At 60.2% G+C, this 20706-nt stretch carries 19 protein-coding genes; 4 read left to right on the top strand and 15 right to left on the bottom strand.

What is annotated here, in order from left to right; translation table 11 throughout:
* Positions 1-66: 66 nt before the first annotated feature.
* From pepN to DES49_RS12640, 6 genes are all read right to left on the bottom strand, one after another.
* On the bottom strand, positions 67-2688 hold the full coding sequence (pepN, locus tag DES49_RS12665; protein ID WP_133736791.1) for an aminopeptidase N: 2622 nt from the start codon (positions 2686-2688) through the stop codon (positions 67-69).
* Between the two features lie 21 nt (positions 2689-2709).
* On the bottom strand, positions 2710-2961 hold the full coding sequence (locus DES49_RS12660) for a YeaC family protein (RefSeq protein WP_133736790.1): 252 nt from the start codon (positions 2959-2961) through the stop codon (positions 2710-2712).
* A 15-nt stretch (positions 2962-2976) separates the two neighbouring features.
* A complete protein-coding gene (locus DES49_RS12655; RefSeq protein ID WP_133736789.1) occupies positions 2977-3852 on the bottom strand; it encodes a rhomboid family intramembrane serine protease in 876 nt (291 codons plus the stop codon).
* Entirely contained in the window at positions 3852-4817 is a 966-nt protein-coding gene (locus tag DES49_RS12650; RefSeq protein WP_133736788.1) for a metallophosphoesterase, read from the bottom strand. Before DES49_RS12650 ends, DES49_RS12655 begins: the two co-directional genes overlap by 1 nt.
* A 12-nt stretch (positions 4818-4829) precedes the next feature.
* The gene (locus DES49_RS12645; RefSeq protein ID WP_133736787.1) at positions 4830-5714 is read right to left on the bottom strand and encodes an NAD(+) kinase; all 885 of its coding nucleotides are present in this window, start codon (positions 5712-5714) and stop codon (positions 4830-4832) included.
* Between the two features lie 78 nt (positions 5715-5792).
* Complete coding sequence (locus tag DES49_RS12640; protein ID WP_133736786.1) at positions 5793-7838, bottom strand: NADPH-dependent 2,4-dienoyl-CoA reductase; 2046 nt, start codon at positions 7836-7838, stop codon at positions 5793-5795.
* Positions 7839-7958: 120 nt separating this feature from the next.
* Here DES49_RS12640 and DES49_RS12635 point away from each other — a divergent pair, with 120 nt between their 5' ends.
* Entirely contained in the window at positions 7959-9002 is a 1044-nt protein-coding gene (locus DES49_RS12635) for an AraC family transcriptional regulator (RefSeq protein WP_133736785.1), read from the top strand.
* A 160-nt stretch (positions 9003-9162) separates the two neighbouring features.
* Here DES49_RS12635 and DES49_RS12630 read toward each other — a convergent pair whose 3' ends face one another.
* Positions 9163-10200 (bottom strand): AraC family transcriptional regulator, encoded by a 1038-nt coding sequence (locus tag DES49_RS12630; protein WP_133736784.1) that lies wholly within the window; start codon positions 10198-10200, stop codon positions 9163-9165.
* A gap of 237 nt (positions 10201-10437) precedes the next feature.
* Between DES49_RS12630 and DES49_RS12625 the strand changes: the two genes are divergently transcribed.
* Positions 10438-11256, top strand: a complete 819-nt coding sequence (locus DES49_RS12625) for a MaoC family dehydratase (protein WP_243865042.1) — start codon at positions 10438-10440, stop codon at positions 11254-11256.
* Here DES49_RS12625 and DES49_RS12620 read toward each other — a convergent pair.
* The 3 genes from DES49_RS12620 to DES49_RS12610 are packed head-to-tail and all read right to left on the bottom strand — an operon-like array spanning position 11239 to position 14287.
* A complete protein-coding gene (locus DES49_RS12620; RefSeq protein ID WP_133736782.1) occupies positions 11239-12789 on the bottom strand; it encodes an ATP-binding response regulator in 1551 nt (516 codons plus the stop codon). The genes DES49_RS12625 and DES49_RS12620 overlap by 18 nt on opposite strands.
* Before the next feature lie 2 nt (positions 12790-12791).
* Complete coding sequence (gene fixJ, locus DES49_RS12615) at positions 12792-13409, bottom strand: response regulator FixJ (protein WP_133736781.1); 618 nt, start codon at positions 13407-13409, stop codon at positions 12792-12794.
* Positions 13410-13447: 38 nt separating this feature from the next.
* Positions 13448-14287, bottom strand: a complete 840-nt coding sequence (locus DES49_RS12610) for a M23 family metallopeptidase (RefSeq protein WP_243865041.1) — start codon at positions 14285-14287, stop codon at positions 13448-13450.
* An 88-nt stretch (positions 14288-14375) separates the two neighbouring features.
* On the opposite strand from DES49_RS12610, the gene DES49_RS12605 reads away from it, so the two are divergent.
* Positions 14376-14957 (top strand): alpha-ketoglutarate-dependent dioxygenase AlkB family protein, encoded by a 582-nt coding sequence (locus DES49_RS12605; RefSeq protein WP_133736780.1) that lies wholly within the window; start codon positions 14376-14378, stop codon positions 14955-14957.
* Here DES49_RS12605 and DES49_RS12600 read toward each other — a convergent pair.
* A complete protein-coding gene (locus DES49_RS12600; RefSeq protein WP_133736779.1) occupies positions 14923-17301 on the bottom strand; it encodes a Lon protease family protein in 2379 nt (792 codons plus the stop codon). The genes DES49_RS12605 and DES49_RS12600 overlap by 35 nt on opposite strands.
* Positions 17302-17499: 198 nt before the next feature.
* On the opposite strand from DES49_RS12600, the gene DES49_RS12595 reads away from it, so the two are divergent.
* Positions 17500-18021 (top strand): PilZ domain-containing protein, encoded by a 522-nt coding sequence (locus DES49_RS12595; protein WP_133736778.1) that lies wholly within the window; start codon positions 17500-17502, stop codon positions 18019-18021.
* Positions 18022-18036: 15 nt separating this feature from the next.
* Here the strand turns inward: DES49_RS12595 and DES49_RS12590 are convergent, their stop codons facing one another.
* The 4 genes from DES49_RS12590 to DES49_RS12575 all read right to left on the bottom strand — a co-directional run bounded on the left by DES49_RS12590 (position 18037) and on the right by DES49_RS12575 (position 20685).
* Complete coding sequence (locus DES49_RS12590; protein ID WP_133736777.1) at positions 18037-18756, bottom strand: hypothetical protein; 720 nt, start codon at positions 18754-18756, stop codon at positions 18037-18039.
* On the bottom strand, positions 18753-19019 hold the full coding sequence (locus DES49_RS12585) for a YheU family protein (RefSeq protein ID WP_133736776.1): 267 nt from the start codon (positions 19017-19019) through the stop codon (positions 18753-18755). The genes DES49_RS12590 and DES49_RS12585 overlap by 4 nt, the downstream gene beginning before the upstream one ends.
* 16 nt (positions 19020-19035) lie before the next feature.
* Positions 19036-20115, bottom strand: coding sequence for a recombinase RecA (gene recA, locus DES49_RS12580; protein ID WP_133736775.1), 1080 nt, complete (start codon positions 20113-20115; stop codon positions 19036-19038).
* A gap of 63 nt (positions 20116-20178) precedes the next feature.
* Complete coding sequence (locus tag DES49_RS12575) at positions 20179-20685, bottom strand: CinA family protein (protein WP_133736774.1); 507 nt, start codon at positions 20683-20685, stop codon at positions 20179-20181.
* Positions 20686-20706 lie beyond the last annotated feature (21 nt).

Here is a 20706-nt window from a genome sequence, read left to right as displayed (position 1 = left end):
CAGGTTGGAGAGAACCTTCCGAAAGGGTAGTCGATTGCGCTGCTTTGTCCACATGCCTGACCCTTCTCATTGCTCCTGAAGGCTCTTGGAAACCACCTCAAAAAGATCTTTCGAGAGCTGGGGTTCGGCCAGAAGCTCCTCCAGAACCGACTTCATGGATTCACGCAGACGCGGCGCGTAGCGTCGCCAACGAGTCAGAGGCTGGGCAAGGCCCGCGGCGATCTGGGGATTGCTGGCATCCAGGCGCTGGATCTGCTCGCCCAGAAAACGGTAACCGCTGCCATCCGGCTCATGGAAATGCACCAGGTTCCGGGCCGCAAACACACCGATGACGGTGCGGATCTTGTTGGGGTTCTTCCAATCAAAGGCGGGATGCTCCAGCAGCTCCCTGACCCGCTTCAATCCCCCCATCCAGGGGCTGCCACTCTGCACCGCAAACCACTGCTCGACCACCTGTGGATCATCCTGCCAGTCCACATAGAACTGTTCCAGCGCGCGGTCGCGCTCCTTTTCAAACGGGGAATTGACCAGGGCACTCAGGGCACCAAACCGATTGGTCATGTTGGGGGCGTCACGGAACTGCTCCACCGCCAGGTCCTTTCCGGCCTCGTCCCCAATCAGGGTCAGCAATGACAACGCACTGTTGGCCAGCGAGCGGGCAGCAACCCGCTCAGCACTGAATGCGTAGGGTTCGCTCGACTGGTTACGCATATGAACGGCCAGGAGCTCTTCCCTGAGGGCATTGGCGACGGTGGTCTGGACACGCTGGCGTGTCTCGTGGATAGCCTGGACATCGGCATCCCGGGTCAACTCGATCAGGTACGCCGTTCCCGGCAATGCCAACATGCGCGCCACCATGGCCCGGTCCAGGCTCGTGTCCGTGAGCAGGTTCCGATAGGCTTCAATCAGGCGCTCATCCACCTCTGTATCGTTGCCCTCCAGCATCGACTGGATAACATCGATGGCAAGTTTCTGCCCCGCGTCCCAACGGTTGAAACCGTCGGGATCGTGACTCACCAGGAACATGAGCTGGTCCCGGCTCCAGGCGTAATCGAGCTTCACCGGAGCGGAGAAATTCCGGAGCAGCGACGGCACCGGCCGTTCCTTCAGATCCTTGAAACGGTAACTGTGGCGGGATTCGGTCAGCTCCAGGACCTGTTCCGTATTACCAATGTCGTCCAGCGGCAGCGGTTCGCCCGTGCTGTCCAGAAGGCCCATCCGCAACGGGATATGGAATGGCGCCTTGTGCGGCTGCCTGGGTGTGGCGGGGCATGACTGCTCAATACTCAGTGTGTAGACGCCTTTTTCCGCGTCAAAGTGGTCGGAGACATGCAGCACCGGGGTTCCCGCCTGCTCGTACCAGCGGCGGAACTGGCCCAGGTCGCGCCCACTGGCCTCCTCCATGGTCGCCACAAAGTCATCCGTGGTAACGGCCCTGCCATCGAACCGGGCGAAATAGAGGTCGGAACCCTCGCGGAACATATCAGGCCCGAGGAGGGTATGGATCATGCGCACGACCTCGGCGCCTTTTTCATACACCGTCAGGGTGTAGAAATTGCCGATCTCGATATAGGACTCCGGTCGCACCGGATGCGCCATTGGCCCGTCATCCTCGGCAAACTGCGCCGTACGCAGCATATTGACGTGGTCAATGCGCTGCACGGTGGGCGAGCCCATGTCGGCGGAGAACTGATTGTCCCGGAAGACGGTGAAACCTTCCTTGAGGCTGAGCTGGAACCAGTCCCTGCAGGTAACCCGGTTACCCGACCAGTTGTGGAAGTACTCGTGGGCCACAATGCTCTCAATGCGCTCGTAGGCGGCATCCGTGGCCGTTTCCGGACTGGCCAGGACACAGGAGGAATTGAAGATGTTGAGCCCCTTGTTCTCCATGGCCCCCATGTTGAAGTCATCCACGGCGACGATCATGAAGATGTCCAGGTCATACTCGCGGCCATAGACTTCCTCATCCCACTGCATCGCCTTCTTGAGCGACGCCAGGGCATGCTCGCACTTGTCGCTGTTGCGCGGCTCGACATACATCCGAAGATCCACAACACGGCCGGAGCCGGTGGTGAATTCATCCCGTTTTTCGACGAGATCTCCGGCCACCATCGCAAAGAGGTAACTGGGCTTGGGGAAAGGGTCTTCCCAGGTGACCTGGTGCCGCCCGCCTTCCATTTCGCCGTGATCCACGGGGTTGCCATTGGCCAGCAACACTGGATACTGCTCACTGTCCGCCTCGATGCGGGTCCGGTAGCAGGCCATGACATCGGGCCGGTCCAGGAAATAGGTGATACGCCGGAAGCCTTCGGCCTCGCACTGGGTACAGAACATGCCGGAGGATTTGTAGAGCCCCTCCAGCCGTGTGTTTTCCTGGGGCCGGATACAGGTAACCACGTCCAGGTTGAACTGGTCCGGTACGTTACTGATCCGAAGCGACTCCGAATCAACGACCGCGTCTTCAACCGGGCGCCCATCCAGGGTCAGGGTTTCGAGTTCCAGGTCTTCCCCGTGCAGCACCAGGTCGCGTTCCGCGCCATCGGCTTCCGGATTACGGCGGACCTGGAGACGGGAGTGAACCCGGGTCTGCTCTTCGAAAAGCTCAAAACGCAGATCGACATGGTCGATGAGGAACGGCGGTTTGCGGTAATCCTTCAGGTAGATACTCTGCGGCTGTGACGCTCTCATTGGGCGTTACCTTGTTGTTGTTCAGTTCTCGTGAATCCGGACCGAGCCATTGCCGCCACAGCTGCCCTTCTTCTCCGGCCGCTCGACATAACCAGCCCGTTCCTCTTCAGGAATGTTGTGTTCACGCTCATACCAGATGATCGCTTCCATGCAGATGGCTTTCTGGTCTTCACTCAGCTCGCGGCCATCCGGCCACTTGCCAAGCTGCAGGGACTCGCGCAGACGCTGGTAGATGCGCGGGTCCAGTTGGCGGATCAGTTGTTCGTAGGTCATGCCTCTCCCCTTTTGTCAGTTGCGCCTCTGCAAGCGGAATACGGAAACGATAAAGCCATAGAGCACCCCGCTCACAAGTCCGCCCAGGTGAGCCGCATTGGCCATGTTGGCGCCGATCAGAGCCTGGGTCAGCGGGGTAAAGCCGATAAGCAGCCAGACAACGGCCACGGTCATCAGCGCTGGCGGGAACTGGAAGCGGGGACGCCACTGGTTCACCAGCCAGACATAACCCAGGACGCCGTACACCACACCGGACAGACCGCCAAAAAGCGGCCCGGAAATCAGATACTGGGGAACATTCGCCCCCAGCGACGTGAGCAGGATCAGGCCAATAATATGGCGGCGGCCGTCCAGGGCCTCGATCTGGCTGCCAAGGAACCACAGCATAACGGCATTGAACACCAGGTGCATGACGCTGAAATGCAGGAGGTCCGGCGTCAGCAGGCGCCAGACCTGGCCGGAGGCGAGCGTCCCCACTAAGGCATCCACACGCTGCGTCATTGTCGCAACCGGCCATTCCAGCGGATTCACGGCTGTGAGCATCACCATGAGCGGCTCACGCGCCCCGAAGGCGGTAACCCAGGCGACGATACCGGCAACAACAATCAGGGAAAACGTGATCACCGCATCCTTGGGCCCGGCCTGCCAGTGGCGGGGAATGCTCCGGTGCACATGCTGGCGGCCACCTGTCGGCGCATCAGTACGGAAACGTGGATCATCCATATAGCGTTCCAGCGCCACGGTCACCGGCTCACGCAGGTGCTCGCCTTCAACGTACAGCTCCTGGTGTCCGTCCCCTGAAACAATCTCGTGGATCACCTGCTGGGAATCCAGCCACTGACTGAAGGGCCCCAGATCTATGGTTTGCGGTATTGAGGCAATGCGGATCATTAATCCTGCTCCGAGGGATTCACATCGACCCAGACGAACTTCTGCGAATCCAGACGGGTCTCATCATCCATCCGATAGGCCACCAGCTTGCCGTATTTCACCGCGCTGTAATCCAGGCAGGCCACATTGGGCGCGATCGGCTCGGGAGGGCCCTCAAGCCAGTAGTGACCGACGAAGACCGGGCGCTCATTCGGGCCATAGGTGATCAGCTGGTCGCGCTCCGCGGCGCTGAGCGGCCGGCCCGAAATGCTTTCCGGCAGGGGGTCGGGCTGGAAGACAATATCGCCATAGGTCTGTGCATCCGTTCCCCAGAACCGTGTCCGGAAGAACTGGCGCTGAAACCCATCACGCCCGGTCATGGTCATGCCGTCCGGCAGCTTCATTGCCGTGCCGCGCAACAACCGGTCCATGACCCGTCCGGCAAAGGACCCCGGCGCCATTGAGGCGTGCAGGAAGTCCTCATCAATGCAGCCCGACGGATGCTGCTGCTCGAATTGGCGTATGAGCCTCTCGTCCCAGCAGGCATGAACCACGCGGAAGCGGTCCGTTTCCAGGAACAGCGGAAGCTCGTAGAACCAGGCCAGGAACTCGTGCCATTCGTTATCGTAATGCTCGAACTGCTCAAGTGTGGCCTGAATCAGGCGGTTATGGCGCTCATTGTGCTCGCGTACGTGGCGCCGACCACTGCCAGGCCGCGCCAGGGTGCAGTAACCAAGCGCGTTGTACTCGTGATTGCCCATCACGATCAGTGCCGACCCTCGATCCACCATATCGCGGACCAGATGCAACGCCTCGCGAATCCGGGGGCCCCGATCGATAATATCGCCGACAAAGATTGCAGTCCGGCTCGGGTGTTCATAGACGCCCTGGCGTTTGCTGTACCCCATCTGCTCGAGCAGCCGCTCAAGCGTCAGGGCGCATCCGTGAATATCACCAATGATGTCGTAGCCCCGCACCCTGCTCATGACGCCTCCGACCTAGCTGGCTGCAATGGTGCTTGCCCATCCCAGCTTCTCACGACAGGTCGCGTAGAAATTGTGATCACTGGGGTGAATAAGGTTCAGCCGGAACGGCTTCTTGGCGATGGAGATGCTGTCGCCCGGCGCGCAGGCCAGCTCCTGTTGGCCGTCACAACTCACCTGGGGCCAGTTCTCATTGGCCTCGTCGATAACGAGCTTGATCTCGCTACCACCGTCGACAACGATGGGCCGGCTGCTGAGGGTGTGGGGGAACATGGGCACCAGCACGATGGCGTCAAGCCTGGGGTGCATAATGGGGCCACCTGCCGAGAGCGCATAGGCGGTGGAGCCGGTCGGCGTGGACACGATCAGCCCGTCGGAGCGCTGGCTGTAGACGAACTGCCCTTCAATGTAGAGATCAAACCCGATCATCCGCGTCGAGCGGCCCGGATGCAGCACAATGTCGTTGAGCGCCGTCCCATACCCCATGGGTTCGCCGTTGCGCTTGACGTGGGCGTCGAGCAGGAACCGCTTCTCCTCAACGTATTCCCCTTCCAGCACACGCGACAGGCGTTCTTCGAGATCATCCGGGGAAATATCGGTCAGGAAACCGAGGCGCCCCCGGTTCACCCCGAGGATTGGAATACTCGATTTAGACAGGTCACGGGCGGCGCCCAGAAGACTGCCGTCGCCGCCCACTACAATGGCCAGATCACAGATCTCGCCGATCAGCTTCTTGCTGGCCACCTGTAGTCCGTGGCCGGGCAGCATCGAGGCGGTATCCGCCTCCAGGATCACCTGGTAGTCATTGGCTACCAGGTAGCTTTTGAGCCGACGCAGTGTTTCGACAACCTTGACACTCCCGATGCGCCCGATCACGCCGATATGCTTGAAAGACTCCATGGACTGCCTTATGCCGGTAGCAGGGTTCACTTGGATCAACAGTCTACCGGATCAGGCCCATCTTCGGGAATCGCGATTTCAGAGCGCGGCGGCAACCCGGCTGCCCTGGTCAATGGCCCGCTTGGCATCGAGCTCGGCGGCTACATCGGCACCGCCGATCAGGGTCACCTTCTCACCAGCCGCTTCCAGCCCCGCCTGCAATTCCCTCAGAGGTTCCTGACCCGTGCAGACAATGACCGTATCCACATCCAGAACCTGATCCTCGCCGTTCACCGTCAGATGAAGGCCGTCATCATCGATCTTCCGGTAGTCAACACCGGGAACCATATGCACATCCCGCATCTTCAGTGAGCTGCGATGAATCCACCCAGTCGTCTTGCCCAGGCCCTTGCCCGGTTTGGACGTTTTGCGCTGCAGCAGGTATACCTCGCGCGGCGGTTCTGGCAGATCGGGCTCCACACCTTCGACACCACCGGGGTGCGACACACTCATATCAATGCCCCACTCCGCCATGAAGCGGTCGGTATCCAGCGACGGGGAAGCCCCTTCGTGGGTGATGTACTCGGCCACGTCAAAGCCAATACCGCCGGCGCCCATGATGGCCACACGCTTGCCCACCGGCTTCTCGCGCCGAAGCACATCCACATAGCCCAGCACACGGGGATGATCGATGCCCGGAATCTCGGGCGTGCGGGGCTCCACGCCCGTAGCCATGATGATCTCGTCATACCCTTTGCCGACCAGATCAGCCTGGGTGACGCGCACCCCGAGGTTGAGGCCTACCCCGTGCTTGTCGATCATTCGGCGATAGTAGCGCAGGGTCTCGTGGAACTCCTCCTTGCCGGGGATCTTCCTGGCCATGTTGAACTGGCCGCCAATCTCCTCAGCCGAGTCAAACAACTCAACGCAGTGGCCACGCTCGGCCGCCGCCGTGGCACAGGCCAGTCCCGCGGGCCCCGCCCCTACGACCGCGACCCACTTCGGCGTTTTCACAGGCTCGAAATTCAGTTCGGTTTCGTGGCAGGCGCGGGGATTGACCAGGCAGGAGGTCAGCTTCATCTGGAAGGTATGGTCCAGGCAGGCCTGGTTGCAGGCGATACAGGTGTTGATCTCGTCGGCGCGGTCTTCTTGGGCCTTGGCGATCAGGTCCGGGTCCGCCAGAAAGGGACGGGCCATGGAAACCATGTCGGCGTCATTGTCCGCCAGCACCTTTTCAGCCAGGTCCGGCATATTGATGCGGTTGGTGGTCACCAACGGAATACCGACCTCGCCCCTGAGACGGGCCGTTACCTTGCTGAAGGCACCCCGCGGCACCATAGTGGCGATGGTGGGTACCCGGGATTCATGCCAGCCAATGCCGGTATTGATGATGGTGGCGCCAGCCTTTTCCACTTCCCTGGCCAGATGGACGACCTCTTCCCAGGTGCTGCCTTCATCCACCAGGTCGATCATCGACAGCCGGTAGACGATGATGAAGTCCTCGCCCACGGCCGCCCGGACGCGGCGGAGGATCTCCAGCGGCAGACGGATGCGGTTCTCGAAGGACCCGCCCCAGCGGTCGGTTCGATGGTTGGTCCGGCGCGCGATGAACTGGTTGATGAAGTAGCCTTCCGAGCCCATGATCTCGACACCGTCATAGCCGGCCTCGCGAGCCAGCGCCGCACAACGGGCATAATCGTCGATCTGGCCTTTCACTTCCTCGTCAGTCAGTTCACGGGGCTGGTAGGGATTGATCGGTGCCTGGATGGCGGATGGCGCGACCAGGTCCGGGGTATAGGCATAGCGGCCGGCATGCAGGATCTGCAGGCAGATCTTTCCATCCACATCATGCACCGCCTTCGTAATCTTGCGGTGTTCGGCCACTTCCTCTTCGCAATCCAGCTTGGCGGCGCCTTTCATGACGGCCCCCTCGGGGTTGGGTCCGATACCGCCGGTGACGATCAGTCCAACGCTTTTGGCCCGCTCAGCGTAGAACGCACCCATTTTCTCGAAGCCGTTTCTGGTTTCTTCCAGACCGGTATGCATGGAGCCCATCAGGGCGCGGTTCTTCAACCAGGTAAACCCGAGATCCAGGGGTTCAAGCAGATGCGGGTATTTGCTGGTGCCGGATGCCGTTGCGCTCATAGTGTTCTCCAAATTCACGACAGTCGCTGATGATGTTTCGCTAATGGCGATAAATTAAACGCAAGTCCGAACTGCTACAATATTCCCGTTTAGCAGTTTTATATTCTGGGATTGGTGTTAATGAGACAGACCGGCTCGAACCGCCTTGGGGACATTTCCGTTCACTACGTCAGCGTCATGGCGCGAACCCTGGAGCAGCAAGGCCTCGACAGCAGCCGGTGGCTCTCCCGCTTCCGGGTCTCGCGGAACCTGCTCACCACACCCGATGCACGCATCAGCATTCCCCGTTTCATGCGCATGGGTCATGCCGCCATCCAGCTGACCGGCAATCCTGCCCTGGGACTGATCTTCGGCGGGAATACCCGCCTGACAGACCTGGGAATGCCGGGAATCGCGGGTGCCTGCGCGCCAACGCTGGGCGAATCCCTGAGTACGCTGATCGCCTTCGAGCGCCTGACCAGCTACAACAGTCGGGGCCGATCCAGTATGGAGCGGGGTACGGACGGGGCTTTGATCGCCAGCTTCTACTCCATCAGCCCCTACAACAGCTACAACTGTTTCGTGGTGGATGCCATCCTCTCCGGCTGGGTCCAGTTCCTGAGACACCTGTCCCCGGCGCCTGTCACTCCCCTGGCCGTTGATATTGAATACACCGCACCGGTAGACGCCGCAGCCTACGCCGGGTGGTTCGGCTGTCCGGTCAACTTCGAGGCCCCGGCAAATCGCATCGAACTACCGGAATCCATCACCACAATCCCGGGGAACCTTGCCCAGCCAGCGCTGTTCCGGCAAACCCGGGCGCAGTGCGAAGCCGCCCTGCAGCAATACCAGTGGGGGCGAACCACCGCACAACGGGTCAAGGAGGAGATTACCCCGCTGATGCGGGGGGTAGCCCCGGAGATGGAGGAGATTGCGCTGAGGCTGGGAACCACGGAATGGGGTCTGCGGAGGGCTCTGACCCGCGAGGGCACCCGCTATCGCGACCTTCTGGACAGCGTACGCAGCGAGCTGGCCAGTGACTATGTGCGGGAAACGCCCCTGTCGCTCACGGATATTGCGGATCTTCTGGGATTCGCCAACCCCAGCGCCTTCCAGAAGGCCTTCCGGCGCTGGTACGGCTGTTCACCAGGGGATTACCGCCGGCTCGGAGGGGCGGGTGCATGAGTTACATCTCGATGCCGTCATCCATGGCGCTGTCATCATCCAGCTCCGGACATTGCTCAAGCAGCTCTTCTTCGTAATCGCGCATCGCTGTACCTGCATCATCTGGAATCCTGTTTCAGGTACAGACTAATCCCGCCCGATGACACTTTGATGACAGGCCTCAGGCAGAGGCACTGTCCATGGCCCGTTCTTCCTCGGTGCTCTGGCGGCGATACTCGATCGGGGTCATTCCGGACCAGCGCTTGAAGGCACGGTAGAAAGTACTGGGCTCGGAAAACCCGGTCAGGTAGACAATCTCGTCGATGGACTCATCCGTCGCGGCCAGAAGCCGACAGGCAAGGCGATACCGGAACTGGGAAACCACCTGGTTGAAGGAGGTATTGGCCTCGGTCAGGCGGGTTCGCAGGGTCCTCGGTTTCATCCCGAGGCGCACTGCCACGGAATCCAGCGTCACTTCACCCGAATCCAGCTGCTCGGCAACAAGGCGCTCCACCTCACCGACAATGTCCTGTTTTTCCAGCTCGGCGACCTGTTCGCTGGCAAAGCGTTCGTGCAGTGCGAGAAGGCCGGGTTCATGGTGGGGCGATGGATCATCAAGCACATCGGAGCGGAAGTAGACGCGGGTGTCCCGCTGATCGAAAGAAACGGGGCAGCCCAGGATCCGTTCCACGCGGTCCTGTCCATGCTGGCGCTGGTGCTCGAAATGCACGGCGGTGGGTTCGAAACGGTTATCCGTCACCGAGTTGAAAAAGGCGAGAACCCCCTGAACGAAACATTCGGAGAAGTGCCCGATCTGGCGGACTTCCTCGGCTGCGGCATTCAGCACCACATAGCACTCATCATCACCCTCATAAAGGTCAAGGTCCGCGGCATCCGTGAGCAGGCGCTGATAGCTGATTGCCCGCTTCAGTCCCTCGCCGAAGGTCGGACTGGAGAGAAACAGGTACTCAAGCACCTGCCCCTTATAAGTAGGAACATGCCATCCCAGGTGCAGCCCGATATCCGGATCGCCCGTAACATCCTCCACGACCCGCCAGAAGAGCACCTGCGCGCCATGGGGCGTGCGAAGATTCTCACGCTGCAGGTAGTCCTCATTCACGCCCAGCCGGCGGAAAATAGGATCCGTATCGATGCCGGCACGTTTCATCGCCTCATGGACCAGACGAAACAGTGCCCCTGAATCCCTTTGTTCTCGCATAGGTTACTACCTGGCCGATTCCTGTTGTGACGCTCGTGGCATAAAGCCGTGTCTCCATGGATTTGACGCCGGCATAGCCGCCATGCATGCTCTCGCCATCATAACGTTCACAGCGTTCATTGTAATCCATTTGTGATACAACTCTCAGTCTAGGTCACAAGAGCAGGGTTTATGCAAAAAAGTCCAGATTACCGTTTTAATCCGCCTCCACTTCTGCCCATGTATGGCAAGGCCATAATGTCTGGCCGATCGCGGAAAAGCGGTCGCCCCTCGGCCTCGGACATCCCGGAGCTCGACGCCCGGATCACGGGCGTGCGCACGGATACGCCGGCCATTCGCGAGTACCGCAGAGTCTGCGGTTTCGCTGCCAGCAGCCACTGCCCCATTACCTGGCCGCATATCCTGGCGTTCCCGCTGCACATCCGGCTCATGACCGACCAGGCGTTCCCCTTTCCGCTTCTCGGGATGGTTCACCTGCGCAACCGCATCGATCAGCACCGGGCCATCGGACAGGGAGAGACCCTGGAGCTCGTTGCGCGGCTTGCCAACGCCACGGACACAGACCGGGGTATTGAGTTTGATATTGTCACCGAGGCCCTGTCAGGTGGTCGGAGCATCTGGACCGAAAACAGCACCATCCTCTATCGCCAGCCGGTCAGTAACGGGGAGAAGAAAGCCGGCTCAACACCCGCAGCCCCCCAGATGCTGTCAGGCCAGGCCACCATCCAGGCCTCCGGGAACATCGGCTTTCAATATGGCCGGGTTTCGGGCGATATGAACCCGATCCACCTCCACCCCTGGTCCGCCAAGGCCTTCGGCTTCCCCAGAGCCATCGCCCATGGCATGTGGAGCAAGGCCCGCTGCCTGGCGACACTGGAAGAGTCGGAAGGCCCCGTGACGGGCGCAAGCGTGGACGTCCAGTTCAAGAAGCCCTTCTTCCTGCCGGGCACGGCCATTCTTACATGGCAGCGCGGCAGAGCCGGCAGCATGCCCTTCCGGTTACTGAACAAGGATGCCTCGGCGCCGCACCTGGAGGGCTCACTCGAGCGGCTCTGAGTGCTCGGGATCCGCGAGCGGCAGCGTAAACCAGAAGGCGGTTCCGCCGCCTTCACGCCGCTCGAAGCCAATATCGCCGCCCTGGCCGTTAACGAGGCTGCGGCAGAGGGACAGGCCAATACCCATGCCCTCTTCCTTGTTGGAATAGAACGGCTGGAAGAGGCGCTCCTCCGCATCGTCCGGAAGCCCACAGCCGCGATCAAGGACCCGGATGCAGACCCGTTTCTCCAGCACCTCGGCACGGACCTCGACGGGCTCCTGCGCGCCCGCCATCCGGGAGGCTTCCAGCGCATTACGGATCAGGTTGAGCACCACCTGCTGCACCTGCACAGCATCGCCCATGGCGTGGGGAAGATGCGGTGGTATCGACAGCGTTACTGAAACCGCGTTGTTGCGCGCATCCACCTCCGCAAACTCGCGGCTCTCGGCAAGCAGCCTGGCAACGTCAATCGCATCCTTGCCGCTGGCCGGTTTCTGGACGAACTGGCGGATCCGGCGGATCACCTCGCTGGCCCTATGGGACTGCGCCGAGACCTTTTCCAGAACCTGCCTCAACGCATCCTGATCGAGGGTTTCCTTCTCCATCATACGGGAGACGAGGCTCACGTAATTGGTGATGGCGGTCAGTGGCTGGTTGATCTCATGGGCGAATCCAGCCGCCATCTCGCCCATGACCGAAAGACGGGAGGCTTGGGCCAGCTGCTCCCTCTGGACGGCGACGAGCTCACGGGTTTCCTCAAGGGCCCGCTCCTGGGCGAGTTCCTCGGTAATGTCCCGGAACACCATGACACTGCCGCTGAGCTCACCTCCTTCAAACCGGGGGGCGGCCCGGTACTCGGCCTGGAAGGTCCCGCCGTCCGCGCGCGCCATGGTAACCCCGCGCCGCAGCACGGGCGATCCATCCCGGCACAGCACCCGTTCCACGTGGGCTTCGGATTCCGGTGCGCTGAAGTTCAACTCCTGCAGAGTCCGACCCACCACGGACTCCTGGGGCGCGCCCGTGATCACGGCCGCGGCCGGGTTGGCAAAGGTAATCACACCCTCGAGATCGAGACCGTAAATACCCTCGAAGATCGCGTTGAGGATGCTTGCCTGTTCACTCTCAAGCTGGCGGTTCCGTGCCTGCATCTCACGCTCAAGCTGGATCACCCGGATCTGGGTATCCACCCGTGCGATGACTTCCTGGGCCTGGAAGGGCTTCCCGATATAATCCGCCCCGCCCATATTGAAGCCCTTGACCTTGGCTTCCGTATCACTGAGCGCGGAGAGGAAGATGATGGCGCTCAACGCGGTCGTCGAATCCCCCCTGAGCGTCCGACAGACTTCAAAGCCGTCCATGCCGGGCATCATGATATCCAGCAGGATGACCTCCGGCTGATGGCGTCGGGCCAGCTGTATGGCCTTTTCGCCGTCATTGGCGATCAACAGCTGGTAGCCTTTGTCTCTCAGGGTCTCGTAGAGCACCTTGAGGTTCTGGGGGTTGTCGTCAACGAGCAGAACACAGGCCTGCTGCTCCCTTGGCGCGGTTTCCATGCTCAGGCCTCATCCTGAACACTGAGCACCATTCGCACCAGCTGGGCCAGTGAATGCGTTCCCATCTTGTGCATCACCCGTGAGCGGTGGATCTCAACTGTCCTCTGGCTGATGCTGAGTTCTATGGCAATAACTTTGTTCGCCTGTCCTGCTATCATCCGATCCATGATTTCCCGTTCCCGGGGGGTAAGCTCGGCCAGCCGATCCAGAATCACCTGTTTCTCCTCGCGAACCTGGCGTTGCTCGGCATTCTCGGAAAGCGCGGTACGGATCTTTTCCAGCAGCTGCTCTTCGTGATAGGGCTTTTCAATGAAATCCACGGCACCCTGGCGCATGGCCTCCACAGCAAGCGGCACATCGCCATGCCCCGTTACAAAGATGATGGGAAGATCAGAGCCACGCTCAACCAGCGCCTCCTGAAGCTCCATGCCATCCATCTCGGGCATGCGGATATCGAGCACCACACAGCCCGCCATATCCGGCCGCCAATCCTCAAGAAAACGTGACGCCCGATCGTAGGCACTTACCGGCAGCCCCTCGGACTGGAGTAGCAGCGAGAGCGAATCCCGTACGGCCTCATCATCCTCAACGATGTAGACGGTCTGCTCCGTATTGCTCATGCAAGCGCTCCCCTAGCTGTGTTCAGACAACCCCACTGTCAACCATCACCCCGGGACGCACCGGGCGTGTAACCATCCTCCAGTCCAGGCGCTATGGTGGTTGGATCAACCCGTCTGTTGCGCCAATTCATTCGCCAGTCCAGATGGGCACCGGTGGCACGGCCGGTGGCGCCAACTTCTCCCAGGGCCTGGCCCTGCTGGACTTCCTCGCCCACCGAAACATGGATGTCACTCAGGTGCAGCATGGTCGAGGACACCCCGTAACCATGATCAATAATCAGGGTACCGCCGGAGAAATAGAGATCGGGGTCCGCGAAAGTCACCTTGCCGCTGGCGGGTGAAAGGACGGTCCGCCCCGCTTCAGCGGCAATATCAATCCCGTAATGGGGTTGGCGGGGCTCGCCGTTGTAGAACCGCTGGCTTCCGTAGACTCCAGTGATCCGCCCTTCCACCGGCCATATAAAGCCCTCGAGAAATGCCTCCCGCCGGGAGGTCTTCTGGCGGGCCTTCGCCACCCGGCGTGCTTCCTCCCGGATGCGCTTCATGGCCTGCTTATCGGGATTGACGGTTCGATCAGGCACACCGTCCACGCGCTGGACGTCGTAGTCCCGTTTTGCAAGCTCAATCCGGTGGGTTTCCGTCCCGCCATCGGGCCCGACCACAACCAGCTCCTGCTGCTGATCCGCATCCCGACCAAAACCCACAGCAAAACGGCCTGAATCCGTAATATTGACCGATTCCCCGTTCAGTCGAACCTCGTGCCCCGGCGCCACCTTGCCCTTGAGAAGGGCGCCCTGGGTTCGTGGCCCCTCCAGCTCAAGCGCATGGAGGGGAAGCATCCAGACAAACATGAGAAAACCGGCAACGAATCGCAGCACGCGCGTAAACTCCAGACAGGGTTGAGAAATGATGGATGACCGTTATTGTTAGCGAAGCCGGGCCACAACTGCAAGCATCGGGAGCTCTATGCACTACCGACTGGGTGACCACGAACTCCTGCTGATCGATGATTTTCTGGACGCAGAGGAGGCGCGTCAGCTGCTGGAGCGGCTGCTCCATGCACTGCCCTGGCGGCAGGATCGAATCACGATTTTCGGTCGTGAGCACCCGATACCACGAGAGCAGTGCTGGATTGCCGGTGACGGCATGACCTACCGCTACTCGGGGCAGACCCTTACTCCAACACCCTGGCCACACTGGCTCCGCCCTTACGCGGAGCGCATTTCAGAAGCGGCCGGCGAGACTTTCAACAGCGTGCTCGCCAACCTCTACCGTGATGGAAGCGACAGCATGGGATGGCACAGCGACGATGAACCGGAGCTCGGGCCGGAGCCGATTATCGCCTCACTGAGCCTGGGCGGAGAACGACGTTTCCGGTTCCGGAACCGTCGGGACAGTAAACGCACGCTGTCACTGGATCTGCCCCACAACAGCCTCCTGATCATGCCGGCGGGGCTCCAGAGCCAGTGGCAGCATCAACTCCCCAAGACCCGCAAGGCTGTCGCGCCACGGGTTAACCTGACTTTTCGTCGTCTTGTCGACGCCTGAGTTCCGCGAGACGGCGCTCAATCCGCCCGTAAACCGTATCGGCAGGGTATTGGCCCTGCTTATCCGGTGTACCCGCAGGCATCCCCAACAGCAGCTCCAGAGCCTCTTCGACGGTGGTCACCGGATAGACCTGGAAACCGTGATCCCGAACGGAATCGCGGACCCGGCTGTCCAACATCAGGTTCTGGACGTTCATGGCAGGCAGGATGACCGCTTTGTCCTTACTGTCACCACGGGCAACACAGGCATCATGAAAGCCTTCCACCTTCTCGTTCACGCCACCGACGGGCTGCACCTCCCCGAACTGGTTCACGGATCCGGTCACGGCCCTGTCCTGGCGAATGGGCAGCTCAGACAGCGACGAGATGATCGCGCAGAGCTCACCCAGCGACGCACTATCGCCGTCGATCTCCGCATAGGACTGTTCAAAGGTCAGCGTGGCGGTCAGCGGCATGGGCTGTTCCCGGGCAAAGCGCGAGGACAGCCAGGCCGAGAGAATCATGACCCCCTTGGAGTGGATCGATCCACTGAGCTTCACATCCCGCTCAATATGGATGACATCCCCATCACCGTACTGACAGGTGGCGCTGATCCGATTCGGCAATCCGAATTCATAGCCCCCCGTCGATAACACCGACAGGGCATTAATCTGCCCCACGACCTCACCACGGAGCGAGATAAGCGTGGAGCCGTCGCTGAAACCGCGCAGGAATTCATCCCGGATACGCCCACTGCGGTAATCGGCGCTGGCCAGGGCTTTGCGGATATGCTCATCCTCGATACGACCCGCTTCCAGCTCCCGGGCATGGAAATCCGACTCACGCAGGAGGTTGGCAATATCCACCGCGTGCAGCGAGAGCCGGTCCTGGTGCTCAGCCAGGCGCGCGCTGTACTCAATGACCCGGGCCACTGCCTTGCGGTTGCACGGCAGGAGTTTCTTGTCCTGGCAGAGACTGGCAATGAACTTGGCGTACAGTGCCTGACTGTCGGTGGTGCGCGGCATCTCGTTCTCGAAATCCGCGGTTACCCGGAACAGCTCCGCAAACTCTGGATCGTACTCCTGAAGCACCAGCCAGGTATCACGATCCCCGAAGAGCACAAGCTTCACATCCAGTGGCACCGCTTCCGGCTCGAGCGAGATGGTACCCGAGAGGGTCAGCTCCCTTTCCAGGGAATGGATGCTGATCTCCCGGGAACGAAGGGCCCGCTTGAGGGCGTCCCAGACAAAGGCATGCTCGAGCACTTTGGTAGCATCCATCAGCAGGTAACCGCCGTTCGCACGGTGCAGGCTGCCTGGACGGATCAGGGAAAAGTCGGTGTAGACTGTCCCCTTGTAGGTCACATTCTCGATGAAACCGAACAGGTTGTGATAAGTGGGGTTCTCCTCCACAACCACGGGTACACTGTCATCGGTGCGGCTTACCAGCAGATTGATCCGGTACCGCCGCGGCAGGCGCTGTTCAAGAGAAGCGTAGGCAAAGGCGGCCTTATCTTCACCATCCTCGAGAAAGATGTCCAGGTTCTCCGCAATATCGCTCTTCATGGCCTGGAAATGCTCGGCCACCCCGGGGTAGTCGCCATAGCGCTCAGCAAGTTCATCAATCAGGTGGGACGAAACGTGGTCCAGCGTTTCCTCGTTGAGCTTGTGCTGCTGTTCCGCGTGCTCTTCCTCCCATTCCGCAATCTGGCGAATCACGCGCCGCAGCTTTTTCTCAAGATCCCGGATCGTTTCCTCGAAGCTGCGTTTCTCCTCCTCGGAAAGGGCACTGAAAGACTCATTGGTATGCGGCTCATCCCCATTCATCGCCGTCAGTCGATAGCCGCCCGGCGTACTCATGGAAAGGTCCACATTATGCTGGCGCGCCTCTTCCGAGAGAGCATTGAGCGCCTGTTCCTGACGAACCGCATAGCGTTGCTTCAGGTCCTCAAAGCGGCTCTGGTAGGTATCACTGTCAAAGGCCTGGGGAATCACCTTCACCAGGCGGGATACAAGGCGGTCCACATCCTGTCGAAGCCGATCACCCGTGCCTCCGGGCAGGCGCAGCACCCTGGGGTTGCGCGGATCGTCATAATTGGCGACATAGCACCAGTCACTGGCTTTTTCCGTCGGTTCGGGCTTCTGTTCCAGATAGCGCAGCATCATGGTCCGCTTGCCCAGCCCCGAGCGGCCGAGGGCATAGACGTTGTAGCCGTTGTGGGGCATTGCCAGTGCAAAACGTACCGCCTCACGGGCGCGATCCTGGCCAACAATCTCGTTGAGCGGCTCCAGCGCATCCGTGCTGGCAAAGGGAAGCTCCTTGAGAACACAGGCTTTATAGAGCTGTTTTGTCGCAAGTGGTTTCAATCGAATGGCCCATTCTGGTTCGGAATCTGTAGGGGTGGCACTTTACAGGGCTGTACTGCCATGACAAGGGTAATGTCGCAAATGTGACACAGGTCACGTGAGGGCGAAAGTTGGCTTTGCGCTCTATCGCGATTACGCGAGAATCTTCTGTTACCAATTACAAGCACAACAGGATGTGAGGAGAGCAAGAGCAGACCCATGAGCACTTACAGCGAAACTGACAGCGTTTCAGCCGATGTGGGGGGCTTTCCACTTGTTTTTCGTGATCAGACGTCCGAGGGGAACAGCACGGCACGCGACATGCCACCCGCTAACGACGCCCATTCCGAAGAAGACACAGCAGGTGAGCAGCGCATTCAACCCCGTTTCGACGCCCCCTGCCTCAGTGTGCGCATTCGGGCACGACGCCTGATTGGCTGGGAAAGGACCAGCCACGAAGTGGACTGTGTCGACATCAACCGCTACGGCACTGCCCTCAAGACAGACCAGGACCTGAAAACCGGCGCCCGGATACTGCTGGATTTCCGGGGTCATTACATCACGCAGTCCAACGTCTGCGGTCACGTCGTGAGCCGCGTCAGAGAGGAGGACGGGTCCTACCGGATTGGCATCCAGTTCAACTACTGCGTGGAGCGCCAGAACTACTCCAGAGCTATTGATAATGCCCTGTCTCAGATAGAAGCCTTCTGTCGCCGCCAGATGGCCCGGTACAGGCGTTAACGGGACTTGCGCCCCTTAACGCATCCCCCCGAACAGAATCGTCAATATCATCAGAATCACTACCCATCCGATAAGCGCAAATCCGATGCCTTTCGGGAGGCCCTGGGGCAGATCACCACCATTGCCGGAGTCCGGGAAGGGCCCGATATCCAGGGGTGATGACGCCGAGTGCCCCGATGGTGTGGCCTCCCCCAGAATTGCATCCACCCGGTTTTGGGGAAAGGCCTTTTCGAGCTGCCGACGGTTGGCGTGCCATCCCAGCCGCTCATCCAGGTACTCCATGATATCCGAATGCAGGACCCCGTCTTCCGAGGTAGCCTGTCGGGAAAGAAACTCGAAGACGCGAAAGCGGAGTACCTCTGTAACCCCGGACTTGTGGGCCTTCTCCCCTTCAAGCTGGGCGCGCCAGCGCCGGATGTCATCGCGCCAGCCGGGATTCGAGAACACGGTTTCCAGTTCCGTCATCACCTGCCCGGCGTGAATTTCAGCTTCCTGGCTCGGAGGTGGTGGCATCTCCACGGTTTCCGGAGAAGCATCTTCCTCCTCGGCCCCGAAATCCTCATCCTGCGGGGCGGCCCCCGCTTCCTGCATGGCGTTCTCGTAAGCGCGCCTCAGCGCCCGGTAGGCATCGGGATCCGTGTCAGGATCCACAAACCGGAGCTGGTATTCATAGGCGCTCTCAATCGCTTCCGGATCCTGCGTCCGGTCAATGCCAAGTATTGACCAGGTATTCATTCGCTCGAGCCCCCAGGCTCTTCGTAGACCTCTGCCTTTTCCTTTTCGCCGAGCTGGTCAGCAGGAACAAGTGCGGCCACCTGATTCGGGTTATAGGGCGTATACAGGACCAGCAGTCGACCTTCGGACAAGGCCTTTTCCACACCCTGCCGACAGGCCTCCAGCGGATCCTCGGTTTCATTGCTCCCGTTTTCCCGCATGCAGTATTCGTCTACAAGCCCCTGCCGTGCTTCGTCGGAGAGGCTTTCAAGCGGAATGATCATGGGTGCATTCCTGTTTTCAGATCAGGTCCTCGCTGGCATCTTCGGACGTGGTCGATGCGTCAGCGGATTCAGCCGGGGCTTCCTCTTTCTGATCGGACTTCTGATCGGGTTTCGGCATCAGCTTCTCCCGGATCTTATGCTCAATTTCCGCAGCCGTTTCAGGATTATCCTGCAGGAACTTGCTGGCATTGGCCTTACCCTGCCCGATCTTGTTGCCATTATAGCTGTACCAGGCGCCGGACTTCTCAACAAAGCCCTCCTTGACGCCAATATCCACGATTTCCGCCAGCCTGTTGATACCGGTTCCGTACATGATCTGGAATTCCGCCTGCCGGAAAGGCGGCGCCACCTTGTTCTTGACCACCTTGACGCGCGTCTCGTTGCCGGTCACCTCGTCACCTTCCTTGACCGAGCCGGTGCGGCGGATATCCAGACGAACGGAGGAGTAGAACTTGAGGGCATTACCGCCGGTCGTGGTCTCTGGGCTGCCGAACATCACACCGATCTTCATGCGGATCTGGTTGATGAACACCAGCATGGTATTGGCGGTTTTGACACTCGCGGTCAGCTTGCGCAGCGCCTGGGACATCAGCCGTGCCTGGAGGCCGACATGGGAGTCGCCCATTTCACCCTCGATTTCCGCCTTGGGCGTCAGGGCGGCAACGGAGTCGACAATCACCACATCCACGGCGCCAGAGCGCACCAGCATGTCGCAGATTTCAAGCGCCTGTTCGCCGGTATCCGGCTGGGACACCAGCAGTTCGTTGATGTCCACACCCAGCTTTTCGGCATAGACAGGATCCAGGGCGTGCTCGGCATCCACAAAGGCACAGGTCTTGCCCGCTTTCTGGGCCTCGGCAATCACTTCCAGGGTGAGTGTTGTCTTGCCCGAGCTCTCCGGTCCGAAGATCTCGACGACGCGCCCCAGTGGCAGGCCACCAATACCCAGGGCCACATCCAGCCCGAGTGAGCCGGTGGAGACGGCGGGCATGGCCTCGCGCGGCTGGTCACCCATCTTCATGACGGCGCCCTTGCCGAACTGCCTCTCAATCTGCGACAGCGCCGAGTTCAGTGCTTTCTTGCGATTGTCGTCCATTGTTTCCGCCTTATCTGGTTACTGTATACTTGGACAGTATTATGCACAGCCCTGATCAATCATTCAACGGGTATCCTGCAGATAACGCCGCACTCCCTGCAAGGCAAACAGCACGGACTGGCGCCGCACCGCATCACGGCCGCCGGAGAAGCGCTGGCACACCGCTTCGGGCTCCTCAATGGTATCGCCCCAGGCGAACCAGACCGTGCCAACCGGCTTATCATCACTACCACCACCAGGCCCGGCCACACCACTGATCGCAATGGCTACATCAGCGCCGGTTACCGCGATCGCTCCGGACACCATCTCCCTGACAACGGCCTCGGAGACAGCTCCATGCTTTTCAAGGGATGATGGAGTCACGGCAATGAGCTTTTCCTTGGCCGTATTACTATAGGTCACCAGACCCGCCTCGAAGTAATCGGAACTGCCCGCCGTATCGGTAAGCATCTTTGCCACCCAGCCGCCGGTGCAGGACTCAGCCGTCGCCATCCGTCTGGCCTGTTCACACAGCACCAACCCCAGCTCCGTGGCCGCTTCCTGAAGGGCCTGATCGCTCACCTCATTCATTGGTCTTTCTCCGTTTCATTC

Source organism: Halospina denitrificans (assembly GCF_004364635.1).
In the GTDB taxonomy this organism is placed as follows: Bacteria; Pseudomonadota; Gammaproteobacteria; order Pseudomonadales; family Oleiphilaceae; genus Halospina; species Halospina denitrificans.
The sequence above is the reverse complement of the archived record's forward strand: the minus strand, read 5'-3'. Positions and strand labels throughout refer to the sequence as shown.